Origin of the sequence: Sinorhizobium meliloti (genome assembly GCF_017876815.1) — a bacterium.
Lineage (GTDB): Bacteria > Pseudomonadota > Alphaproteobacteria > Rhizobiales > Rhizobiaceae > Sinorhizobium > Sinorhizobium meliloti.
The window spans coordinates 393,778-413,221 of record NZ_JAGIOS010000002.1 but is presented as its reverse complement, the minus strand read 5'-3'; the positions used below and the strand labels follow the sequence as shown (position 1 = coordinate 413,221).

20 protein-coding genes and 2 pseudogenes are annotated in these 19,444 nt (G+C 62.2%); 14 read left to right on the top strand and 8 right to left on the bottom strand.

Going from position 1 to position 19,444, the window contains the following annotated elements:
- Nucleotides 1-43 precede the first annotated feature (43 nt).
- A complete protein-coding gene (locus JOH52_RS20780; protein WP_014530266.1) occupies nt 44-748 on the top strand; it encodes a hypothetical protein in 705 nt (234 codons plus the stop codon).
- 95 nt (nt 749-843) lie between these two features.
- Here JOH52_RS20780 and JOH52_RS20775 read toward each other — a convergent pair whose 3' ends face one another.
- The 3 genes from JOH52_RS20775 to JOH52_RS20765 are packed head-to-tail and all read right to left on the bottom strand — an operon-like array spanning nt 844 to nt 4,019.
- Nucleotides 844-1,662, bottom strand: a complete 819-nt coding sequence (locus JOH52_RS20775) for a transglutaminase family protein (RefSeq protein WP_013850492.1) — start codon at nt 1,660-1,662, stop codon at nt 844-846.
- Nucleotides 1,663-1,678: 16 nt separating this feature from the next.
- The gene (locus tag JOH52_RS20770; protein ID WP_013850493.1) at nt 1,679-2,620 is read right to left on the bottom strand and encodes an alpha-E domain-containing protein; all 942 of its coding nucleotides are present in this window, start codon (nt 2,618-2,620) and stop codon (nt 1,679-1,681) included.
- A gap of 4 nt (nt 2,621-2,624) precedes the next feature.
- Nucleotides 2,625-4,019: a circularly permuted type 2 ATP-grasp protein gene (locus JOH52_RS20765; protein ID WP_013850494.1), complete on the bottom strand. Its 1,395-nt coding sequence runs from the start codon at nt 4,017-4,019 to the stop codon at nt 2,625-2,627.
- A gap of 388 nt (nt 4,020-4,407) precedes the next feature.
- On the opposite strand from JOH52_RS20765, the gene JOH52_RS20760 reads away from it, so the two are divergent.
- The 5 genes and pseudogenes from JOH52_RS20760 (at nt 4,408) to JOH52_RS20735 (ending at nt 7,414) form a co-directional block, all read left to right on the top strand.
- Complete coding sequence (locus JOH52_RS20760; RefSeq protein ID WP_127657788.1) at nt 4,408-5,322, top strand: DMT family transporter; 915 nt, start codon at nt 4,408-4,410, stop codon at nt 5,320-5,322.
- A gap of 30 nt (nt 5,323-5,352) precedes the next feature.
- Nucleotides 5,353-5,805 (top strand): hypothetical protein, encoded by a 453-nt coding sequence (locus JOH52_RS20755; protein ID WP_014530268.1) that lies wholly within the window; start codon nt 5,353-5,355, stop codon nt 5,803-5,805.
- A gap of 108 nt (nt 5,806-5,913) precedes the next feature.
- Nucleotides 5,914-6,312 (top strand): annotated as a pseudogene (locus tag JOH52_RS20750) (FixH family protein); the annotation flags it as partial.
- A 280-nt stretch (nt 6,313-6,592) separates the two neighbouring features.
- Nucleotides 6,593-6,962, top strand: a pseudogene (locus tag JOH52_RS20740) (efflux RND transporter permease subunit); the annotation flags it as partial.
- A complete protein-coding gene (locus JOH52_RS20735) occupies nt 6,959-7,414 on the top strand; it encodes a DUF411 domain-containing protein (RefSeq protein ID WP_013850498.1) in 456 nt (151 codons plus the stop codon). The pseudogene JOH52_RS20740 and the gene JOH52_RS20735, both read left to right, overlap by 4 nt.
- Before the next feature lie 257 nt (nt 7,415-7,671).
- Here the strand turns inward: JOH52_RS20735 and JOH52_RS20730 are convergent, their stop codons facing one another.
- Nucleotides 7,672-9,186 (bottom strand): DEAD/DEAH box helicase, encoded by a 1,515-nt coding sequence (locus JOH52_RS20730; protein ID WP_013850499.1) that lies wholly within the window; start codon nt 9,184-9,186, stop codon nt 7,672-7,674.
- Nucleotides 9,187-9,784: 598 nt separating this feature from the next.
- On the opposite strand from JOH52_RS20730, the gene JOH52_RS20725 reads away from it, so the two are divergent.
- On the top strand, nt 9,785-10,237 hold the full coding sequence (locus JOH52_RS20725; RefSeq protein ID WP_003535926.1) for a host attachment protein: 453 nt from the start codon (nt 9,785-9,787) through the stop codon (nt 10,235-10,237).
- A gap of 20 nt (nt 10,238-10,257) precedes the next feature.
- Here the strand turns inward: JOH52_RS20725 and mnmC2 are convergent, their stop codons facing one another.
- Nucleotides 10,258-10,974 carry a tRNA (5-methylaminomethyl-2-thiouridine)(34)-methyltransferase MnmC2 gene (mnmC2, locus tag JOH52_RS20720; RefSeq protein ID WP_013850500.1) on the bottom strand — a complete coding sequence of 239 codons (717 nt, stop codon included), beginning with the start codon at nt 10,972-10,974 and terminating at the stop codon, nt 10,258-10,260.
- A gap of 39 nt (nt 10,975-11,013) precedes the next feature.
- On the opposite strand from mnmC2, the gene JOH52_RS20715 reads away from it, so the two are divergent.
- The 6 genes from JOH52_RS20715 (at nt 11,014) to uraH (ending at nt 16,372) form a co-directional block, all read left to right on the top strand.
- Nucleotides 11,014-12,144 carry an NAD(P)/FAD-dependent oxidoreductase gene (locus tag JOH52_RS20715; RefSeq protein ID WP_014530271.1) on the top strand — a complete coding sequence of 377 codons (1,131 nt, stop codon included), beginning with the start codon at nt 11,014-11,016 and terminating at the stop codon, nt 12,142-12,144.
- Nucleotides 12,145-12,295: 151 nt separating this feature from the next.
- On the top strand, nt 12,296-13,093 hold the full coding sequence (locus JOH52_RS20710; protein ID WP_014530272.1) for a DUF1045 domain-containing protein: 798 nt from the start codon (nt 12,296-12,298) through the stop codon (nt 13,091-13,093).
- 78 nt (nt 13,094-13,171) lie between these two features.
- Nucleotides 13,172-14,101 (top strand): allantoinase PuuE, encoded by a 930-nt coding sequence (puuE, locus tag JOH52_RS20705; protein WP_013850503.1) that lies wholly within the window; start codon nt 13,172-13,174, stop codon nt 14,099-14,101.
- Nucleotides 14,101-14,604 carry a 2-oxo-4-hydroxy-4-carboxy-5-ureidoimidazoline decarboxylase gene (uraD, locus tag JOH52_RS20700; RefSeq protein ID WP_010976000.1) on the top strand — a complete coding sequence of 168 codons (504 nt, stop codon included), beginning with the start codon at nt 14,101-14,103 and terminating at the stop codon, nt 14,602-14,604. Before puuE ends, uraD begins: the two co-directional genes overlap by 1 nt.
- A 96-nt stretch (nt 14,605-14,700) precedes the next feature.
- A complete protein-coding gene (locus JOH52_RS20695) occupies nt 14,701-15,213 on the top strand; it encodes an ureidoglycolate lyase (protein ID WP_010975999.1) in 513 nt (170 codons plus the stop codon).
- Between the two features lie 796 nt (nt 15,214-16,009).
- Nucleotides 16,010-16,372 carry a hydroxyisourate hydrolase gene (gene uraH, locus JOH52_RS20690; protein WP_014530273.1) on the top strand — a complete coding sequence of 121 codons (363 nt, stop codon included), beginning with the start codon at nt 16,010-16,012 and terminating at the stop codon, nt 16,370-16,372.
- A gap of 138 nt (nt 16,373-16,510) precedes the next feature.
- Here uraH and JOH52_RS20685 read toward each other — a convergent pair whose 3' ends face one another.
- Entirely contained in the window at nt 16,511-17,260 is a 750-nt protein-coding gene (locus JOH52_RS20685; RefSeq protein WP_014530274.1) for an SDR family NAD(P)-dependent oxidoreductase, read from the bottom strand.
- 58 nt (nt 17,261-17,318) lie between these two features.
- On the opposite strand from JOH52_RS20685, the gene JOH52_RS20680 reads away from it, so the two are divergent.
- The gene (locus tag JOH52_RS20680) at nt 17,319-18,251 is read left to right on the top strand and encodes a LysR family transcriptional regulator (RefSeq protein WP_013850505.1); all 933 of its coding nucleotides are present in this window, start codon (nt 17,319-17,321) and stop codon (nt 18,249-18,251) included.
- A gap of 18 nt (nt 18,252-18,269) precedes the next feature.
- Here JOH52_RS20680 and JOH52_RS20675 read toward each other — a convergent pair whose 3' ends face one another.
- Both JOH52_RS20675 and JOH52_RS20670 read right to left on the bottom strand, forming a co-directional pair.
- The gene (locus JOH52_RS20675; protein ID WP_041862637.1) at nt 18,270-18,971 is read right to left on the bottom strand and encodes a response regulator transcription factor; all 702 of its coding nucleotides are present in this window, start codon (nt 18,969-18,971) and stop codon (nt 18,270-18,272) included.
- Between the two features lies 1 nt (nt 18,972).
- On the bottom strand, nt 18,973-19,350 hold the full coding sequence (locus JOH52_RS20670; RefSeq protein ID WP_013850507.1) for a response regulator: 378 nt from the start codon (nt 19,348-19,350) through the stop codon (nt 18,973-18,975).
- Nucleotides 19,351-19,444: the final 94 nt, after the last annotated feature.

The window sequence follows — 19,444 nt, the reverse complement described above, 5'->3', positions numbered from 1 at the left end:
CCTCAATCGGGCAATCGCATCCCCGTCGCAAGAGGAAGTGAACATGCGGAAGAAAGCCTTCGTTCTCTCTGTCGGTCTCATAACGAGTCTGACCTTTATTCCCAGTACCCCCGGCTTTGCACAAAGCGTCGGAGGCAATGGTGGCCTGAACGTCGGGGTGTCGCTCGGAGGTTCGAGGGGCGTCAATGCCAATGTCGGCGCATCGCTGGGCGGATCCAGAGGTGTCAGCGCCGATGTCGATGCGTCCGTCGGAGGATCGCGCGGGGTCAACACTTCGGCCACAGCATCCGTCCGCGGCAGCCGCGGCGTCAACGCCAATGCCAATGCAAGTGCGGGCGGCAGCCGCGGCCTCAATAGCACTGTCAGCGCAAATGTCGGCGGCGGCAACGGCATCGACGCCGATGCGGACGTCTCGCTCGGCGGCAGCCGCGGTCTCAACGCCAATGTGAGTGCGAATGCCGGCGGCGGAAGCGGAGTCGGACTGGACGTTGGCCTCGGGATTGGCGGTGGCAGCTCGGGCGGCGGCGGAGGTGGACCTGACAACGGCGGCGGCGGTGGCGGACCGGGTGCCGGTGGCGGCGCGGGCGGAATAGGCAACCCCGGCCAAACTCCAATCGCAGCTTTCAACGCCATGTCCCCCAACGAGCGGCGCACGGTGCTGAAGCGCTGCCGCGATGTCGTCAATGGCGGCTATGACCGGGGATTGGTCGCACTCTGCCGTATCCTGCAGTCCAATGCATCGCGCTGAGTGGAGCGGAAGACTTACCTGGATCATTTCACGGTTTCATTGAAACGGTGAAATGATCCAACCTCTCTTCGATAACACCGCGGACCAGTTCCGCTTCAATTCTGAGCTTGGCTCTGCCCTTGTTGCTCGACCGTCACGGCCACCTTCAGAGTCTCGGTGCCTGTGCCGTGCACCAGTCCCGACACCGGCGCGGCATCGCGGTAGCATAGCCCCGAGGCGATGCGGACATAGCGGTCGTCCGGGCAGACCTTGTTGGCGGGATCGAATCCCACCCAGCCAAGGCCGGCAATGTGCACGTCGGCCCAGGCGTGGCTTGCGGTCTGCTGCGGATGGTCCTCCATCATGAGGTAGCCAGAGACGTAGCGTGCGGGCAGGCCAAGGGTCCGCGCGGCAGAGATCAGGATATGGGCATGATCCTGACATACGCCCTTGCCGCGCTCCAGTGCCTCCTCGGCGGAGGTCCCGACCTGGGTCTCACCCTGTTCGTAGCGTACGGTCTCGTGAATGATCGTCATCAGCGCGTGCATGCGCTCGAGTTCGGTGGCGCCTCCGGCGGCTTTCGCGAGCTCGCGGATCCGCTTGCCCGGCTTGGTGAGCGGGGTTTCACGGGCGTAGAGCCACAGCGGCACATAGGACTGGTGAGCGCCGAATACGCCGGCCCGGTCTTCCGTTTCGACTTCGCCTTTCGCCTCTATGCAAAGGGTCGTCCGATCGGCGTCGAGGCTGACGAGATGCGTGCGGTTGCCGAACTGGTCGTCATAGCTCACTTCTATGGCGGCGCCGTCCACGAGCGTCTTCCAGTTCCGGACGGTCTGGCCCGGCAGATTTACCGGCGTGAGGCGCAGGCGCTGCAATGCGTATTGTACCGGTTCGTCGTAATGATACTCGGTCGTGTGGCTGATTTTCAGATACATCTACGCCCCCTGAAGCTCATTGATAGAACCGGTAACCATCGGAGATTTCCCGGCCGAGGCGATTGTTCTGGTTGATGAACTCCTTGAGATATTGGTGTAGTCCCTGATCCATAATTTCCGCGATCGACTGGCTGCGCAGCAAGCCGAGCGTCTGCTCGGCGGTCTCGTGCGCCGCGTGCCGCTCGCCGTATTCGCGCGCGAGATAACCGAGATTGGAGACGAGCTTGTCGTAGCAATAGGCCAGCGAGCGCGGCATGCGGCCGTTTGCGATCAGGAAGTCGGCGATATTTGCGGGCCTGAGTTCGGCATCATAGACCCAGCCATAGGAGCGGTGTGCGGAGACCGAGCGCAGGATCGACTCCCATTGGACGTTGTCCATGGACGATCCGACCGCGGAGACTGCCGGCAGAAGCACGTAATATTTGACGTCGAGGATGCGGGCGGTGTTGTCGGCTCTCTCGATGAAGGTGCCGATGCGAGAGAAGTTGAATATCTCGTTCCTGAGCATCGTGCCGTGGAAGGCGCCCCGGATAAGCCCGGCCCGCCGCTTAATCGTGTCGATGATCTCCGGCATGTCGGTGGTCTTCGCCCTCCTGGCGAGGCTTCCCTTCATTTCGATCCAGCATTCGTTGATCGCTTCCCATGTCTCGCGCGTGAGCGCCGTGCGGACCATGCGGGCGTTGTTGCGGCCGGCCTCGATGCACGACATCACGCTTGACGGGTTGGTGCGGTCACGCAGAAGGAAGTCGATCGCGTCGCCGCTCGTCAATCCTTCGTGGACCTGATCATAGAGTTCGCGCACGTCCGCGCTTTGCAGCACCCCGTCCCAGTCGTCCTCGGCCGCTTCGCTGCGCGTGAGCGACATGCGCAATCCGGCATCGATGAGGCGGGCGCTGTTCTCCGCGCGCTCGATATAGCGGAACATCCAGTAGAGGCCGTTTGCAGTTCTTCCCAGCATGGCCTCAGTCCTCCAGCACCCAGGTATCCTTGGTCCCGCCGCCCTGGCTGGAATTCACCACCAGGGAGCCTTCTTTCAGGGCCACGCGGGTCAGGCCGCCCGGAATGATCTGAACCTTGTCGGAGACGAGCACATAGGGACGCAGATCGACGTGGCGCGGCGCAATGCCCTTGTTGACCATGATGGGCACCGTCGAGAGCGACAATGTCGGCTGGGCAATGTAGTTGCCGGGACGGGATTTGAGCTTCTCGGCGAAGGCTGCACATTCCTTTTTTGTCGCGGTCGGGCCGACGAGCATGCCGTAGCCGCCGGAGCCGTGAACCTCCTTGACGACGAGCTCGGCGAGATGTTCGAGCACGTATTTGAGACTCTCTGGTTCCGAGCAGCGCCAGGTGGGCACGTTCTCGAGGAGGGGTTTGCGGCCGGTATAGAATTCGACAATTTCCGGCATGTAGGAATAGATCGCCTTGTCGTCGGAAATGCCGGTGCCGGGGGCATTGGCGATGGTGATATTGCCGGCGCGATAGACATCCATGATCCCCGGTATCCCGAGGGCGGAATCCGGGCGGAAGGTGAGGGGGTCTAGGAAATCGTCGTCGACGCGCCGGTAAAGCACGTCTATCGCCTCGTACCCGCGTGTCGTGCGCATCTTTACCCTGCCGTCGATGACGCGCAGGTCCGAGCCCTCCACCAGTTCGACGCCCATCATATCCGCCAGGAATGCGTGCTCGTAGAAGGCCGAGTTGTAGATCCCGGGCGTGAGGACGGCAACGCGCGGCTTGCCCTCGCAGCCGGCCGGAGCGAGCGAGGAAAGGCTCTGGCGAAGCAGATTGGGATAGTTCTCTACCGGCCGCACGCGGTTCTGGTGGAACAGCTCCGGAAACATCTGCATCATCGTTTCCCGGTTTTCCAGCATGTAGCTGACGCCGGACGGCGTGCGGGCATTGTCCTCCAGCACATAGTACTGGTCTTCGCCGGTGCGTACGATGTCGGTACCGACGATGTGGGTGTAGACGCCGCCCGGCGGCCGGAAGCCGATCATCTGCGGCAGGAAGGTGTCGTTCTTCTCGACCAGTTCGCGCGGGATGCGCCCGGCGCGGATGATTTCCTGCTTGTGGTAGATGTCGTCGAGAAAGGCGTTGAGCGCGATGACGCGCTGTTCGATGCCTTGGGCGAGCCGGCGCCATTCGCGCCCGGAGATGATGCGGGGTATGAGATCGAAGGGGATCAGTTTTTCGGAGGAATCCGCGTGTCCGTAGACTGCGAAGGTGATGCCCGTCTTACGAAAAATCTTTTCGGCTTCCTTCGATTTCGCGATGAGCCGGTTTCTGTCCTGACTGGCATACCATTGATGATAAGTCGAATATGGCTGGCGCGGGCTGCTGTCCGCATTGATCATTTCGTCAAATGTCAAAGGCTGGTCCCCTTATTTTCGACCATTTGAATACAACGCAGAGTGCAATGCAAGAAGCGTGCACATTTGCCGTCGAAGAATTTGGCGGGTGGCGGCGCGGCCGGATGCGGCCGTATTCGGCGTTTCCGGGCGAGAACCGGGGCAGCGGCACGCGCAGCCTGGGCTTCCGCTGCGCAGAAAAAACGGGCTGATGCCCGGATTTTAGGCCCTTAGGATTCGAGGAGACGCGTTCAGCAGGTTGTGGAGCGGCGGTTCCTATTCGCTGATGCTATCCATCAGAAAAATTCCTTTGACGGGGCGCTATCGCCGCTCTATCGCGGCAGCGGCGATCCTGCGCGGATCGTCGTGAATCCATTCGCTCAGGAAAGATTTCATGCTCGTGGCCCCGGCCATCTTCGTGCTGCTCTGGTCGACAGGCTGGGTCGTTGCAAAATATGCGGCCATCTTCGCCGATCCGCTGACCTTCCTGGCGCTGCGCTACAGCTTCGCCATTCTGCTCTTCATCGGCTTCTGTCTCCTGAGCGGTGCGCGGTGGCCGCGCTCCGCCACGGCGATCGGCCATGCCGTCGTGTCCGGCATCTTCCTCCACGGCCTCTATCTCGGTGCCGTATGGTGGGCGATCGGGCAAGGTGTGCCCGCGGCGATCTCCGGCATCATTGCCGGCTTGCAGCCCCTGATGACGGCTGCGGTCGCGCCTTGGCTGATCGGCGAGAAGCTGGCGGGTCAGCAGAAGTTGGGTCTTATCCTCGGCTTTTGCGGCATCGCGCTTGCGGTTGCGCCGAAAATGCTGGCGATCGACGCGACCGCAACGCCGATCCACCTGCTGCCGCTGGCCGTCAACGTTCTCGGCATGGCCGCCGTCACCTACGGGACGCTCTATCAGAAACGTTATTTGCAGACTGGCGACATCCGGTCGATTGCAGCGCTGCAATATGTGGGAGCGCTCCTCGTCACCATCCCCCTGGCGCTCATGCTCGAGGACCTGCGGGTCACCTGGAATATCGAACTTGTCGCGGCGCTCGCCTGGTCGGTCCTGGGCCTCTCGATGGGAGCGATCGCGCTCCTGCTCTATCTCATTCGCCGCGGGCAGGTATCGCGCGCGGCATCGCTCATCTATCTGGTGCCGCCGCTTGCCGCCGGCGAGGCGGCGCTGTTCTTCGGCGAAGCGCTGACCTGGCCGATGATCATCGGCACCGTAATTGCCGTGACAGGGGTCTATCTCACCAACCGAAAGGCCGCGGGGGGAACAGCGGCGAGCGAGCCTGCAAAGGAAATGCCGGCGGTTTGACGAGCTCTATGGCGAGGTGCACTCGCAGCATTGAACGCGCGCCGTCCGGTGTCGTCGGTCGCAACTTTCCATGACCGGCTTCCATTGGACGCCGACCTGTGCCAGCTTACGCGCATGTTCGTCGTCGTCGCGCTCCGGCGCTTCCTGTGTCTGCTCGTCTTGCTCGCGGTCGTGATCGGCCCCGTGAGCGTCGGCGCGGCCACGAGCGCGATGGCCTCGTCGGACATGCAAATGGCGGCCATGGCAAGCACGGATGTCTCCGAGGACATGTCCTGCTGCCCGCGGCAACCGCCCCTAAAGAACGACTGCGGAAGCGCATGCCCTCTAGGGCTGGTCTGCGCCGGCAGCATCCTTGCACACGCGGACCGGGCCGAAGGCTGGAGCGTCTACCGCGACGCGCGCGACGCGTCGCACGCCCTCCTGCAGGACAGCGAACTTTCGTCGGCCACCATCGACCCCCCGGCGCGGCCTCCCAAAGCCTGAATCTCACTCTTCGAATCGACGGAACTGCTCCGCCCGACAGAGGTGGGGCGTCCGACCATCGACATTTTCCAAGGACGCGGCCGACAGGCCCGTCGGGTGAGAGTTCACATGACTGCAATCCGTCTTATGCCGAGAGCAGGCCTCGCCTGCCTTGCCCTGGCGCTTTTCTGCACGAACGCCTACGCCGCCGCTACGGACTACCGGTTCGAGCTCGTCGAGCCCGAGATTGCCGAGGGACCGGAAGCGATCGTCGCCGTCCGTCTCATCGACGAGAGGACGAAAGTGCCGGTTTCCGGCGCGATCATTTTTGCGACCCGGCTCGACATGGCGCCGGAAGGTATGGAGGCGATGACGACCGCCGTCGAAGCGATGCCTTCGACAGAGCCCGGAGTTTACCGGTTCAGGACCGATCTCGGCATGGAAGGTGGCTGGCGCTTCAAACTGGTGGCCAAGCTCCAAAGGGAGGCCGAAACCGTTCAGGGTGAACTCCTTCTGGGTCGGCTCCCTCGTCCTGGCAGGCGGAGGAGGCTACGTAGCCGGGACAGGCGGCCTTACCCCACAGTTCTTCCTTGGTCAACTGCACGAGAACCCACGCCGCCTGCGGCAAAGCCGGCGGGCAAGATCATCTACTACCGGCACCCGGACGGGGTGCCGGAATGTTCGGCGGCGCCGAAGCAAACGGCAGACGGGCGCCCGTTCGTCGCGGTCAGGCAAAGCGAGGATGTCTCTTTCGAACCGCTGGAGGCGGTTGCGGAGGGTCCGGCCGCCAGCGAGCGAAAAATCCTCGATCTATCTCGATCAGCTATTGCGGGAGCGGTGCGCGGCTTGCGCGGCCGAGGGGCGTTCCCTGACGCATTCCGATCTGCAGGAGGCCATCATGGTGGGGGCGGTCGAGCGGGTCCGGCCGAAGATGATGACCGTCGTCGCCATCATGGCGGGGCTTGTGCCGATCCTTTGGAGCACCGGGTCCGGGTCGGAGGTCATGCAACGGATCGCCGTCCCGATGATCGGCGGAATGGTATCCTCGACGATCCTGGGTGGTCATTCCGGCCGTTTACGGCTTGGTGAAGGGCTGGCGGCTGTCCTCGTCGAGTGCACCGAAGAAAGTCAGTCAATTCAATGCCGCACAACCAATGTTCAAAGGAGAGCAACCATGAGAAGAAGAGAGTTTCTGTTTTCCGCGGCCGCGGCCGCGTCGGCTTGGACGATCGGGCCTGCCTTTGCGGCCGGCCGGGAAATGGTCGTCTACAAGGACCCAAATTGCGGTTGCTGCCATGCATGGGCCGAGGCGATGAAGGGAGCCGGCTTTGCGGTAGGCATAAAGGACGTCGACGATCTGTCTGCGGTAAAGCAGCGCTATGCGATACCGGATGAGATGCAAGGCTGCCATACGGCTGTCGTCGGCGGCTATTACGTGGAAGGCCATGTACCGCTGGATGCCGTGGAAAGGCTCCTCGCCGAGCGCCCGGACATTGCCGGCATCGCGGTCCCGGGCATGCCCGTCGGATCGTTGGGCATGGGGGACGACCCTCGCGCATCCTATGACGTGTTCGCGGTGAAGAGAGACGGCACCAGCGCGATCTATCAGTCCGTCAGACCCAAAGGCTAACTGGCGCAGGTGACGCAGGGCAGTGTCGAAACGGCGGGCATCTACCCGCCGTTCCACGACGTCATTGCGCCTAAGGGCGTTCAGCGCATGAAACACCAAACGCTCTAAGTCTTTGACGCTGCGCACTTATCCTCGAAGTGCTCTAGAGCGGGATGAGGAAAAGTGTGTGCGGTTTTCCGCCCGCATCCCGCGTCTCAACTTCTTGGAACCGATCACGTTCATGTTTTTAGGTCGACCCGACCTAAAAGCATCGTGATCTAGCGCTGATGGCCGCGACCGTCGGCACGCTGCGGTCGATTGCCGCCGCCGTTGCGTTCGCCTGACTGTTCGCTCCCACGGCGGCCGGCCTGCTGCGGTCCGGGCCGCCCATGGTGCTTCTGCGCCTTGTGATTGCGGTGGCCTTCCGGCCGTCCGTCCGCCGGTCCATGCCCGACAGCACGCTGGTCGCGGCGCTCGTGCGAGCGCTCGTCGCGCAGCAGTTCATCGCCGGCGAATCCGCCGGCTGCCGCCTGGCGCTGCGGCCGATCGCGGCGGGGTCCGCCCTGGCGCTGCCCTGCGCCATTGCCGCGAGGCTGGGCGTTACCACGAGGCTGACCGTTGCCGCGACCGCCACGTCCCTTGGAGGGGCGCGCCTGGTCGGCGGGCGCTTCGCCGCTGGCGACGGCGATCTGGATGCCCATCAGCTTTTCGATGTCCCGCAGCAGGCGGATTTCGTCCGGCGCGCAGAATGCGATCGCGATGCCGTCGCGGCCGTTACGGGCCGTGCGGCCGATACGGTGCACATAGGCGTCGGGCACTTCCGGCAGGTCGTAGTTGTAGACGTGGGTGACGCCTGGAATGTCGATCCCGCGAGCGGCCACATCCGTCGCCACGAGCACGCGGATCTCACCGTCGCGGAATGCCTTCAGCGCGCGCTCCCGCTGGCCCTGGCTCTTGTTGCCATGGATCGAGGCGGCCTTGAAGCCGACATGGTCGAGATGCTTCATCAGCTTCTCGGCGCCATGCTTGGTGCGGCTGAAAATCAGCGACAGCCCATCGGGATTGGCAGTCAGCGTCTGCTTCAGGATCGTCGTCTTCAGGTCCTTGCCGGGGACGAAATGCACATATTGTTCGACCTTGTCGGCGGCCTTACCCGGAGGCGAGACTTCGACCTTGACCGGATCGGTCAGATATTCGCCGGCAAGCTCGGCAATCAGCTTCGGCATGGTTGCGGAGAAGAGCAGCGTCTGACGATTCTTCGGCACCAGCTTGGAAATCTTGCGCAGGTCGTGGATGAAGCCGAGATCGAGCATCTGGTCAGCCTCGTCGAGAACGAGGTAGCGAGCCTGTGTCAGCGTCACCGCCTTGCGAGAAACAAGGTCGAGCAGGCGGCCGGGGGTCGCGACGAGAATGTCGACGCCACGGGCGAGCTGTTCGGTCTGCTTGTTGATCGAAACGCCACCGACGACGAGGCCGATCTTGAGCGGGCTCTTCTTTACGAAAAGCTTCAGGTTGGCCGCGATCTGGTTCACCAGTTCACGGGTAGGTGCGAGCACGAGAGCGCGAATGTTGCGCGGATCGGGACGTCTGCCATCGGCTACGAGCTTTTCGATCATCGGCAGGCCGAACGCAGCGGTCTTGCCGGTGCCCGTCTGCGCAAGACCGATGAGGTCATGGTCTTTCAGGACCAGCGGAATGGCTTGAGCCTGGATGGGCGTCGGCTTTTCGAAACCATTGGCGGAGAGTGTCGCCACGATGTGCTCGGAGAGGCCAAGCTCTTTGAAAGTGGACAATGCATATACCTTTCGGGGCGCCAAACGCTCTCGCCGGAACGGCAGGATGCGGTTCCGGTGTCATCTGGCGTCAAGAACCCCGCGTGAATTGGGAACTTGTGGGTTAATAGAAAATCGTCAGGCGCCTGTGCTGCCGCGGAGGGCGGCGATGTTTCGCGCTTTTCCTTCTTCACGGCTTCGAAGTGATGCCGAGGGCGCGCTCACGCGGCGGCCGGAAGGTGACGCAGGCCTTAGATCGTTGTTTTGCGCCGGAAAGTCAAGCCGCATCTTTTCGCAGCTGCGAAGGCAGCGCCGTCTATCACGCCGGCAGGCGCAAAACATCGTCCCGGCGAAAGGGCATGACCACGCGCCGAGTTCCGCGGCGATAGCCGGCAAAGAAGCAGCGCGTCATGTATGTTCCCCTTGCAGAAGAAGGGCCTGAGCGTACAATCTGGCCGCTTGGCCTCGCCGATTGCCGGCTGCTGACGGGCTCGTGATGCGAGCAGGCCACGGCGACACGGAATGCGCAGATATTCGGCGGCAAGGAACCTGACGCGGCCTCAGCCGTTCTGTCCGTGAGCCTCGCCAACCTATCTGCCATCGACACGGGGAGACAATAGTGCGGAACCGAATCTGGATACTGACAGCCGATGGAAACACGGCGCGCATCGTGAAGGACGTCAACCTGCTGAAGGATGGCAGGCAGCAGCCGGAGGAGGAGACATTCCAAATCGAGACCAAGCGTCGTCAGGACATCATGGCCGACAGGCCCGGACGCAGCCATTCGTCGGTCGGTCACGGCCGCTCGGCGATGGAGTATAGCAGCGACCCCGTACGGGAGGAGCAGCATCGCTTCGCCATGGAGATCGCCGGGAAGCTCGACCACTATGCCCACGACCATGCCTTCGAGAACCTCGTGATCTGCGCGGCGCCCAGGACGCTCGGCGACCTGAGGAAGCTGCTCTCGCACCAGGTCAAGGAAAAGACACTTGCCGAAATCGACCGCAATTGCGTCGCCGTCCCCACCGATCAGTTGATCGCGACGGTCAAGTCCGTGGTCTTTCCGGGATAAGCCCACCCGGATCCGGGAAATCAGGATTTGTCGCCGCGCAGCATCTCACGCTTGCCGGCAAAGCCGGGGCGGCGCTCGACGGTGAAGCCCGCGGCCGCCAGGTTGCGGCGGACGAAGCCGGCTGCCGCATAGGTCGCGAAGCTGCCGCCTGAGACGGTCCTGTCGAACACCAGCCGCATCAGTTCTTCCGACCACATGTCGGGATTGCGCGAGGGGGCGAAACCGTCGAGATACCAGGCGTCGAAGTCCGGAGGGGACGCTGAAACGCCGTCGAGCGCCGCGCCGATCACGACGGTGAGCCGTACCTGCCCGGTAAAGGCGATGTCTACCTGGCCGGCCGGGTTCGTGGGCCAATTGGCAACGAGCGCCTGCCGCTCCTCGTCGATTTCCGGCCAATGCGCCAGCGCGCGGTCGATCTCGTCGGCTTGCATGGGAAAGCGCTCGAAGGAAACGAAATGGAGGCTCCCCGCCGCCGGCGACTGTTTCCATTGGCGCCAGGTTTCGCAGAAATTGAGCCCCGTGCCGAAGCCGAGTTCGCCGATCGTGAATGTGCCGCCCGCTTCCCAGCGTTCCGGCAGCCGGTTGCCGGCAAGAAAGACGTGGCCGCATTCGAGCCGTCCGTCGGTGCGGCAATAAAAGTGATCGCCAAATTCCTTCGAATAGGGCATATCGCCCTCGTGCCATTCGAGGTTTTGCCGCGAGGATGAAGGGCTCTGGCCGGGATCGGTTCCTGTCATGGTGAACCCGATAATTCTCCGGCCCGGGAAGGTCAATCGATGTGCGAAGTTTTGATCGTGGGCGGCGGCGTCATGGGGCTCTGGGCCGCCGTGATGGCTGCCCGCGCCGGCCTCACGACGCGGCTTCTCGAGCGCAGACTGATCGGTTCCGGCGCGAGCGGCGGTCTCCTCGGCGCGCTCATGCCGCATATGCCCGACCGCTGGAACGACAAGAAGCAGTTCCAGTTCGATGCCCTGGTGTCGCTCGAAGGCGAGATCGCCGCCCTTGAAACAGCCACCGGCCTCTCGGCAGGCTATCGTCGCTCCGGCCGTGTCATGCCCCTTGGCAAGCCGCATCTGCGGGAGATCGCTCTTGGTCGCGAGCAGGATGCGGCGCAGAATTGGCATACTCCGGCACGCCGGTTCCATTGGCATGTCCGCGACGCCGATGCAGGCGGTTGGCCGGCCGCCGATGCGGCGCCCTTCGGTGTCGTCCATGACACGCTGGCCGCCCGGCTGGCGCCGCGCAGCCTGCTTGAGATGCTGCGGGCCGCATTGGAGCAATTTCCGCATGTCCGGCTCGAGGAAGGGGCGGAAGTCGTCTCGCTTGATCCGGCGCGCGGCCGGATTTCACTCGCGGACGGGCGCGATTTGACCTGCGATCGCCTGATCCTCGCCGCGGGCGTCGAAAGCTTCTCCTTCATCGACGGTTTGACCGAGCCGCTGCGGGCACCGAGCGGCGGTGCGGTCAAAGGCCAGGCGGCGCTGCTTCGCGCCGATATCGATCCGGCTTTGCCCATCATCTTTGCCGACGGGCTCTATGTCGTCCCGCATGAAAGCGGCCAGGTGGCGGTCGGCAGCACGAGCGAGAACCGGTTCGAGGAACCCTATTCCACCGATGGCCAGCTCGATGCCCTGCTTGCCCGCGCAACGGCTCTTGCGCCCGCTCTGCGCGGCGCCCCGGTGGTCGAGCGCTGGGCGGGCCTGCGCCCCAGATCTACGGGGCGCGAACCCATGGTCGGCCGTCACCCCGATCACGAAAGGGTCTTCGTGTTGACGGGCGGATTCAAGGTGAGCTTTGGACTGGCGCATGCTCTGGCGCGATCCGCGGTCGACGAGATTGCCGGCCGTCCAGCCAGCGCGCTCCCCCAAGCTTTCCAATGTGCGCACCATATCGCGGCATTGCGATAGGCGAGGCTGGCTTCACGACCCCGTTATGGCCTGCGTAATTCGTCAATCTGTCACGCAAATCACTTAACACGCCGCCATTGGATCTCGAACGGGATGCGGGCGGAGCGCACGTTTCCTTATTCCGCTTTCACGGACTTCCGGAGCTTGCGCCATGCGCTATGCGATCTGTTTCACCCCGCCGATGGGAGACCCGCTTTCTGCGGCAGCTGCCAGCTGGCTCGGCCGCAGCGTCTATTCCGGGGAGGCCGTGGAACTGCCGTCGATTGCCGGCCTTGCGGTTTCGGAGATGGCCTTTTACACGGCCGTTCCACGCCGCTTCGGCTTTCATGCAATGATCATGGCGCCCTTCCGCCTGAGGCCGGATATGGACGAAGCGCAATTGCTCAAGGCCATGATGCTTTTCACGAGCGGGGAGACGCCGTTCCAGATCGAGCGGCTGGAGGTTGCGCGCCTCAGCCAGTGCTGTGGGCTGATGCCAGAGGTGCCCAGCCAGTCGATGCATCTGCTCGCCGCCCGAGTCCTGCAGGCGCTCGACCGCTTTCGCGCTCCGCTGAGTGAGGACGATATCGAACGGGCGGACCCGGACAGGCTCACGGCTCCGCAATTCACCAACCTGCATCGCTGGGGCGATCCCCATGTGATGGACGAATATCGTTTCCACATGCCGCTGACCGGCCCTCTGAACGTCGATGTGGGGCGGCGGGTTGAGGCCCCTTTGCGCGGATTGTTCGAACCGCTGCTGACCGAGCCGCTCCTGATCGGCAGCCTCGCCCTGTTCATCGAGCACGAGCCCGGAGCGCCGATGCGCGTGCATTCGCAGCATCCGCTTGGAAAGATTTCCGCGCGCCCGCGGGCTAAGGCAGGACTTTCGGTCGGGCAGCGCCCCGGCACGGACACTCTTGCCACGCCGCCGGTCGCGGTGACCGCCTCGCTCCCCGGCAGGCCGTAACCTCGGAATCGCCATTTTTCTCATCTCGACAATCCGGTGCGGGATGCTACCGTTCCGGAAAAGTCGAAGGGTGAAATTATGTCCGAGAATTCCTATCCGCGCGACCTCGTCGGCTACGGGCGCAGGCCGCCTGAGGTGCGTTGGCCGGGCGACGCCGATATCGCCGTGCAGTTCGTGCTGAACTATGAGGAGGGCGGCGAAAGCTGCATTCTCGACGGCGATCCAGCGTCCGAGTGTTTGCTGTCGGAGATCGTCGGCGCTCAGCCATGGGCTGGACAGCGCAACCTCAATATGGAGTCGATCTACGAGTATGGCGCCCGCGCCGGCTTCTGGCGGTTGTGGCGGATGTTCACGAGCCGGGGCGTGACGCTGACGGTCTATGGCGTGACGCTCGCCATGGCACGCAATCCGGAAGCCGTCGCCGCCATGAAGGAGGCCGGTTGGGAGATCGCCAGCCACGGCCTGCGCTGGCTCGAATACAAGGACGTTCCGGAAGATATCGAGCGCCAGCACATCCGCGAGGTCGTGCGGCTGCACACCGAACTGACCGGCGAGCGCCCGCTCGGCATCTACCAGGGCAAGCCCTCGGCAAATACGCTCAAGCTCGTGTTGGAGGAGGGCGGTTTCCTCTATTCCTGCGATTCCTACGCGGACGAGCTTCCCTATTGGGTCCCCGGACCGACGCCCAGCAATCCGCATCTTATCATTCCCTATACGCTCGACGCCAACGACATGCGCTTTGCGACCAATCAGGGCTTCAATTCCGGCGACCAGTTCTTCACCTATCTCAAGGACACGTTCGACGTGCTCTATGCGGAGGGCAGGGAAGGCAGCCCGAAGATGATGAATATCGGCCTGCACTGCCGTCTGGTCGGGCGGCCCGGTCGCGCCGCGGCGCTTGCGCGGTTCATCGACTATGTGATGTCCCACGACAAGGTCTGGGTGCCGCGCCGCATCGACATCGCGCGCCACTGGTACGAACACCACAAGCCCAACGGTACCCGCTGATGTCGGAGCGCGATGATTTCATCCGGCGCTTCGGCGGCATCTTCGAGCACTCGCCCTGGGTCGCGGAACGCGCCTATGATCGCGCGGCTTCTTCCGGATTGACCGCTGGCAACGTCCATTCGGCGCTCTGCAACGCGTTCCGCGCGGCTTCCCCGGCCGAACGGCTTCGGGTATTGCGGGCTCATCCTGATCTTGCAGGCAAGCTGGCGGTGGCGGGCGAGCTCACGGCCGATTCGAAAGCCGAGCAGGCGTCTGCCGGTCTCGACCGGCTCTCCCCCGAAGAGCATTCGCGCTTCACCGGGCTGAACACGACCTACACCAAGAAATTCGGCTTTCCCTTCATCATCGCGGTGAAGGGGCTGACGAAGGAAGACATCCTCGCCGCTTTCGAGAGGCGCATTGACAATTCCAAGGAAGAGGAATTTGAAACGGCCTGTGCCGAGGTGGAGCGGATCGCCCGCCTGCGGCTCCGATCCATGCTTCCGGGAGACGACAATGCCTGACACCATTCCTGATCTGTCCGTCTGTGCGGCCGAGACGCCACGTTTCGCGTCCGGGCCTTCGCGTGCCAACGCGCAGAGAGCCGGAACGGCAGGCTGATGTCGCATATGCTTTCGATCGAGCCTCTGACCAGGGAGGCTTTCGCGCCGTTCGGCAGCGTCATCGAGGCCGACCCGGCCTCGATGCGCTTCATCAATGGCGGCAATACCGAACGGTTTCACGCGCTCGCACGCGTCGATGCGGCGGGAGAGGGTGCCGGCGTCATCATCAACATCTTTCGCGGGCAGCCCCGGGTATTTCCCTATTCCGTGACGATGATGGAGCGCCATCCGCTCGGCAGCCAGAGCTTTTCGCCGCTCCGGGACCGGCCGTGGCTGGTTGTAGTCGCCGAGGATCAAGGCGACCGGCCGGGCCGGCCGAGGGTCTTCATTGCGGATGGCAGGCAGGGCGTCAACTACGGCCGCAATGTCTGGCATCATCCGCTGATGTCAGTGGGCGCCGTCAGCGAGTTCATCGTTGTCGACCGCGAGGGGCCGGGCAACAACCTGGAAGAGTTCCACTACGACGAGGCTTTCGTCATTCCCGATCCATCAAGCGAGGAATTGCGTTGAGCAAGACCTACTCACGGATTTGTAAAGAAATCCAGGACGCCAAAGAAAACGACATAAGTTATTGGAGCATGTATAAGCAGCCTAGCTCAGTTCGGAATTGATAACCTGTATAGTCTATATAATGTAGTATAATAACGTCAAAGATATAATAACCAGTAAAGCAGAAAGCAAGGGATACCAGGTAATCGGCTCATCTAGCTCCCGGTAACGGCAAGTCGCGAAGCTGCCACATTGATCGCTCTGCATCTGTAGGTTGTCAAATTATATCTATTTTTTTAGTAGTTGTGTCAACCTTTCAATAGAGGGTTTTCAAAGTTTCATGGAAACACTGAGCGCTCTAAGAATTTAAAAACTGCGCACTTCCGGACGGAAAGCCGTTACAAGGCTTTTCCTGGAAGTGCGCTATATGCGCGGGTCGTAAATCGTAAAGAGGCATGTCGGCCGCCAGCTCTGAAATCCAATTCTAGTCAAAGCGTTCAGCTTTCCATGGCGCGCACCCGGAGGCCGCAGCCGCGAAAAAGGTGGCTAGGCGCCAGCGGAAGAAGTTCCGGAGCGCCGGCGCCGGTCCGGGCGCACGGTGTTCCAGCCGAGTCAGGGCAAATGTCGTCACCGTGCCGGTAATATCGCTTTTCCGCGTTCGACTATGGTGTTCCTGTCAGCCTCGCGCAGGAACCCGGCGGAAACGAGCGCCGCTTTCTGCGGACAGCGCGGCCCGCGATGCAGGACAGGGGTTGCTTCTCGAAGGAAGAGAAGGCTAGCTTCCTCCACAATGACAGGACTTGCGAGAGGGAGATACATGAGCAAGTCAGGCCGCCTGACGACCCACATTCTCGACACCGCGCTCGGCAGACCCGCCCACGGGCTGAAGATCGATCTCTACCGGCTCGAAGGCGATGCGCGGCACCTCATCCGTACGGTCCATACCAATAGCGACGGCCGTGTCGATGGACCGCTCATGGAGGGGGCCGGGTTCGCGACCGGGACCTACGAACTGGTCTTCCACGCCGGTGACTATTTTAGGTCCGCGGGCGTGAAGCTTCCGGATCCCGCCTTTCTCGAGCTCGTTCCCCTGCGCTTCGGCATTGCAGATGCCGACAGCCACTACCATGTGCCGCTGCTGCTCTCGCCTTACGGCTATTCCACTTATCGCGGCAGTTGAAAACGCGTCGGCGGAAAAGCACGCTGGCAGACATGACGGATGAAGACTAGGACCCCCGAAGCCTCTGCAAGTACTTAGAGTCTGTAGGCAACTCATGACTACGCATCGCTCCTGCGAGCAGGCTCCATGCGCTGCATCTCAAGTCAGGGTCATGCCGCCATCGACATGAAGCTCGACCCCATTGACAAAGCTTCCCGCATCGGAGGCGAGGAAAAGTGCGGCGCGCGCCAACTCTTCCGGCCGGCCAAGCCGGCCCGCAGGGATCAAGGAAGCCATGCGGTCTTCGAAAGCCGGCCGCTCGGCCTCCGATACGCCCAACTTGGCGAGGATTTCGGTCTCGACCGGTCCCGGGCTCAGGATGTTTACGCGAATCCTGCGCGACTTGAATTCGAGTGCCCAGTTTTTAGCAAAGGCGGCGGTTGCTGCCTTTGAACCGGCATAGACGGTGTGATCCGGAAGAATTTTAGTGGCCGCGAGCGAGCTTGTAACGATGATGCTTCCGCCGTCGCGGATCAGAGGGGCGATCGTCTGCACGCCGAAAAACACGCCGCGCGTATTGGTTGCGAAATGCCGGTCATAGTCTTCCGGGGTCACCTCCGCGGAGGGAGTGAGATTGATGACCGCAGCATTGGCCATGTAGATGTCGAGCCCGCCGAAGCGGCTGTTCACGGCGTCCGCCAGCCTGCGATGGTCGCCAAGGTCGGCCGCGTCGCCCACGAAGCCGATGGCCGACGGACCGATTTCTTGCACGGCGCGATCGACAACATCCCGTCGCCGTCCGGTAATGATAACCTTCGCCCCTTCTTCCGCGAACAGACGAGCAGTCGCCTTGCCGATCCCGCTATTACCGCCGGTGATGACGGCGACCTTGTCTTTGAGGTGGTGCATTGTTTATCTCCTTTCGACTAGAAACTAGATAAACGGCGCCGCCCGGGATAATTAGATCATGGGCGGGCACATGAGCTGTGCCGCGGAGGCGCAATTGCCGAACCTTCTCAACGAAATTCCCGGGTTGATGGCTTTTGTGCGGACGGTAGAGGCCGGATCGTTCAGCGCTGCGGCCCGCGACCTGGGAACAACACCGTCGGCGGTGTCGAAAGGTGTTGCACGCCTGGAAAAGAAAATCGGTACCCGGCTCTTCCTGCGATCCACGCGCGCCCTGATGCTTACCCAGGATGGTCAGTTGTTCTTCGACCGCGTTGCGCCGCTGTTGCGGGACTTGGGGGCAAGTGAAGAGGCGATCAGATCAGACATTGCACCCTCCGGCCGCTTGCGCATCAGCATGCCGAACGAAATGGCCCCCCTATTGCTGCCTCGTCTCTTCGGAAGTTTCGCGGCCGACTATCCGAACCTGCATATTGAAGTCGGACTGACAGACCGGTTTGTCGATCTGATCAGGGAGGACTATGATGTCGCGTTGCGCGTCGGGAATTCCGCTCCGGGGGATTATATGGTTCGTCACCTGGCTGACCTACCGATGACGATTGTCGGGTCTCCGGCCTTTCTGAAAACCTGGGGAAATCCTGCGACCGCCGAAGCGCTGGCAACTCTGCCCTTCGCCCGCTATGCGCTGGGCGGCATCACTCAGCCAATGCGTCTGCCGGACGGGAGGAGTTTCATACCCTCGGGGCGCGTCGATTGCGACTCAGGAACCGCACTCATTCAGGCTGCGCTCAGTGGGCTCGGAGCGGCCTATCTTTTGCGGTGTCTGGTAGCGAAAGACCTGGAAGGAGGCAGGCTTGTTGCACTCGCGACAGGTTTTTCGTTCCCCAGCGCTCCATTTAGTGCCCTGCACGCCTTTGGGGGCACGGTGCCGTTGCGTGTAAAACTCGTCTGCGATTTTATCGCCCGAGAGGCAAAAGCCATCGCCTTTATCTGAGCAGCCGATGTCGGGTTGTCAAAATCGTGCTTCCGCCCTCTCGCGCACCGTCGGGGGCAAGGTTTCCCATACCCTGATCAGTTCGCCGATGGAACGGACCTCCATCTTACGCATTACGTTGGCACGGTGCAGCTTGACCGTGACCTCGCTGATGCCAAGGTCGAAGGCGATTTGCTTGTTGAGGCGTCCGCGCGTCACCACCTCGCGTAGGACTTCCCGTTCGCGCCGCGTCAGTGTCTTCAAACGTTCAACATTGCGCTTGACCACGATCGCTTCCGCTCGCTGGGTTTGATCCAACGCGATAGCGGCTATGACCGCATCGAGCAACGTCCGGTCCGACACGGGCTTGGTGAGGAAATCCACCGCGCCATCCTTCATCGCTTGAACCGTCATCGGGATATCGCCGCGACCGGTCAGGAAAATGATGGGCTTGCCAATGCCGCGCTCGGCCAGATGGTGCTGGAGATCGAGCCCGCTTTCTCCTGGCATGTGGACGTCAAGAATCAGGCAGCCCGGGCCATCCAATATGTCAACGGCGTTGAGCAGTTCCTGCGCCGAGGCGAAGCTGACGGGCTGGAAGCCCGCCGAGAGGATCAACTCGGACAAACCCTCGCGCACGGCTGCGTCGTCATCGACGACGACGACAATTGGTTCGGCTGAACTTTTTTTGCGTTGTGATAACAGGGGGGCTGATGTTCCAGCCGACTGGCTAAGTCTCATGTCACCCTCTATCTCTCGATTTTCGCAACGCCTTGCAAACAGCGACCAGCAGGTCAGGAGCGTCGAAGGGTTTGCGGAAAAAGCCGTTAACGCCCTGGGCGCCACCCTGGTCAGCGATTTCGTGGCGTCCTGTAGTCAGGAATACCGGCAACTCCGGACACGCACTCTTCACCCGGTCACGAAGTTCGAAGCCATTTATGCCGGGCATCCCGATGTCGGTTATGAGCAGGTCCAGATTCGATAGTCCGTGATCGAGCAGGCCGCTGGCCGAACCAAAGCAACAGGCGGTATATCCAGCGGATTCCAGAAGCTCTTCCAGCGAGTCAAGCAGCCTTGGATCGTCGTCGACAACCGCGATCATCGGTCTTGTTTTGTGCATGTCGGGAATGCCTCCTGCATCGTACGCTCCAGGAGTTCGCCGAGCGCCCCCTTGATGCTGCCGCGTCGTCGCAATGAAAGCACATACCCCCTTG

Excerpts from the sequence above, each read along its gene's own strand:
- JOH52_RS20670 (WP_013850507.1), bottom strand. The coding sequence starts at position 19,350 with ATGCACAAAACAAGACCGATGATCGCGGTTGTCGACGACGATCCAAGG.
- puuE (WP_013850503.1), top strand. The coding sequence starts at position 13,172 with ATGTCCGAGAATTCCTATCCGCGCGACCTCGTCGGCTACGGGCGCAGG.
- JOH52_RS20760 (WP_127657788.1), top strand. The coding sequence starts at position 4,408 with ATGCTCGTGGCCCCGGCCATCTTCGTGCTGCTCTGGTCGACAGGCTGG.
- uraH (WP_014530273.1), top strand. The coding sequence starts at position 16,010 with ATGAGCAAGTCAGGCCGCCTGACGACCCACATTCTCGACACCGCGCTC.
- JOH52_RS20715 (WP_014530271.1), top strand. The coding sequence starts at position 11,014 with ATGTGCGAAGTTTTGATCGTGGGCGGCGGCGTCATGGGGCTCTGGGCC.
- JOH52_RS20775 (WP_013850492.1), bottom strand. The coding sequence starts at position 1,662 with ATGTATCTGAAAATCAGCCACACGACCGAGTATCATTACGACGAACCG.
- JOH52_RS20685 (WP_014530274.1), bottom strand. The coding sequence starts at position 17,260 with ATGCACCACCTCAAAGACAAGGTCGCCGTCATCACCGGCGGTAATAGC.
- JOH52_RS20770 (WP_013850493.1), bottom strand. The coding sequence starts at position 2,620 with ATGCTGGGAAGAACTGCAAACGGCCTCTACTGGATGTTCCGCTATATC.
- JOH52_RS20765 (WP_013850494.1), bottom strand. The coding sequence starts at position 4,019 with ATGATCAATGCGGACAGCAGCCCGCGCCAGCCATATTCGACTTATCAT.
- JOH52_RS20780 (WP_014530266.1), top strand. The coding sequence starts at position 44 with ATGCGGAAGAAAGCCTTCGTTCTCTCTGTCGGTCTCATAACGAGTCTG.
- JOH52_RS20675 (WP_041862637.1), bottom strand. The coding sequence starts at position 18,971 with ATGAGACTTAGCCAGTCGGCTGGAACATCAGCCCCCCTGTTATCACAA.
- JOH52_RS20695 (WP_010975999.1), top strand. The coding sequence starts at position 14,701 with ATGTCGCATATGCTTTCGATCGAGCCTCTGACCAGGGAGGCTTTCGCG.
- JOH52_RS20735 (WP_013850498.1), top strand. The coding sequence starts at position 6,959 with ATGAGAAGAAGAGAGTTTCTGTTTTCCGCGGCCGCGGCCGCGTCGGCT.
- JOH52_RS20680 (WP_013850505.1), top strand. The coding sequence starts at position 17,319 with ATGGGCGGGCACATGAGCTGTGCCGCGGAGGCGCAATTGCCGAACCTT.
- JOH52_RS20710 (WP_014530272.1), top strand. The coding sequence starts at position 12,296 with ATGCGCTATGCGATCTGTTTCACCCCGCCGATGGGAGACCCGCTTTCT.
- mnmC2 (WP_013850500.1), bottom strand. The coding sequence starts at position 10,974 with ATGACAGGAACCGATCCCGGCCAGAGCCCTTCATCCTCGCGGCAAAAC.
- uraD (WP_010976000.1), top strand. The coding sequence starts at position 14,101 with ATGTCGGAGCGCGATGATTTCATCCGGCGCTTCGGCGGCATCTTCGAG.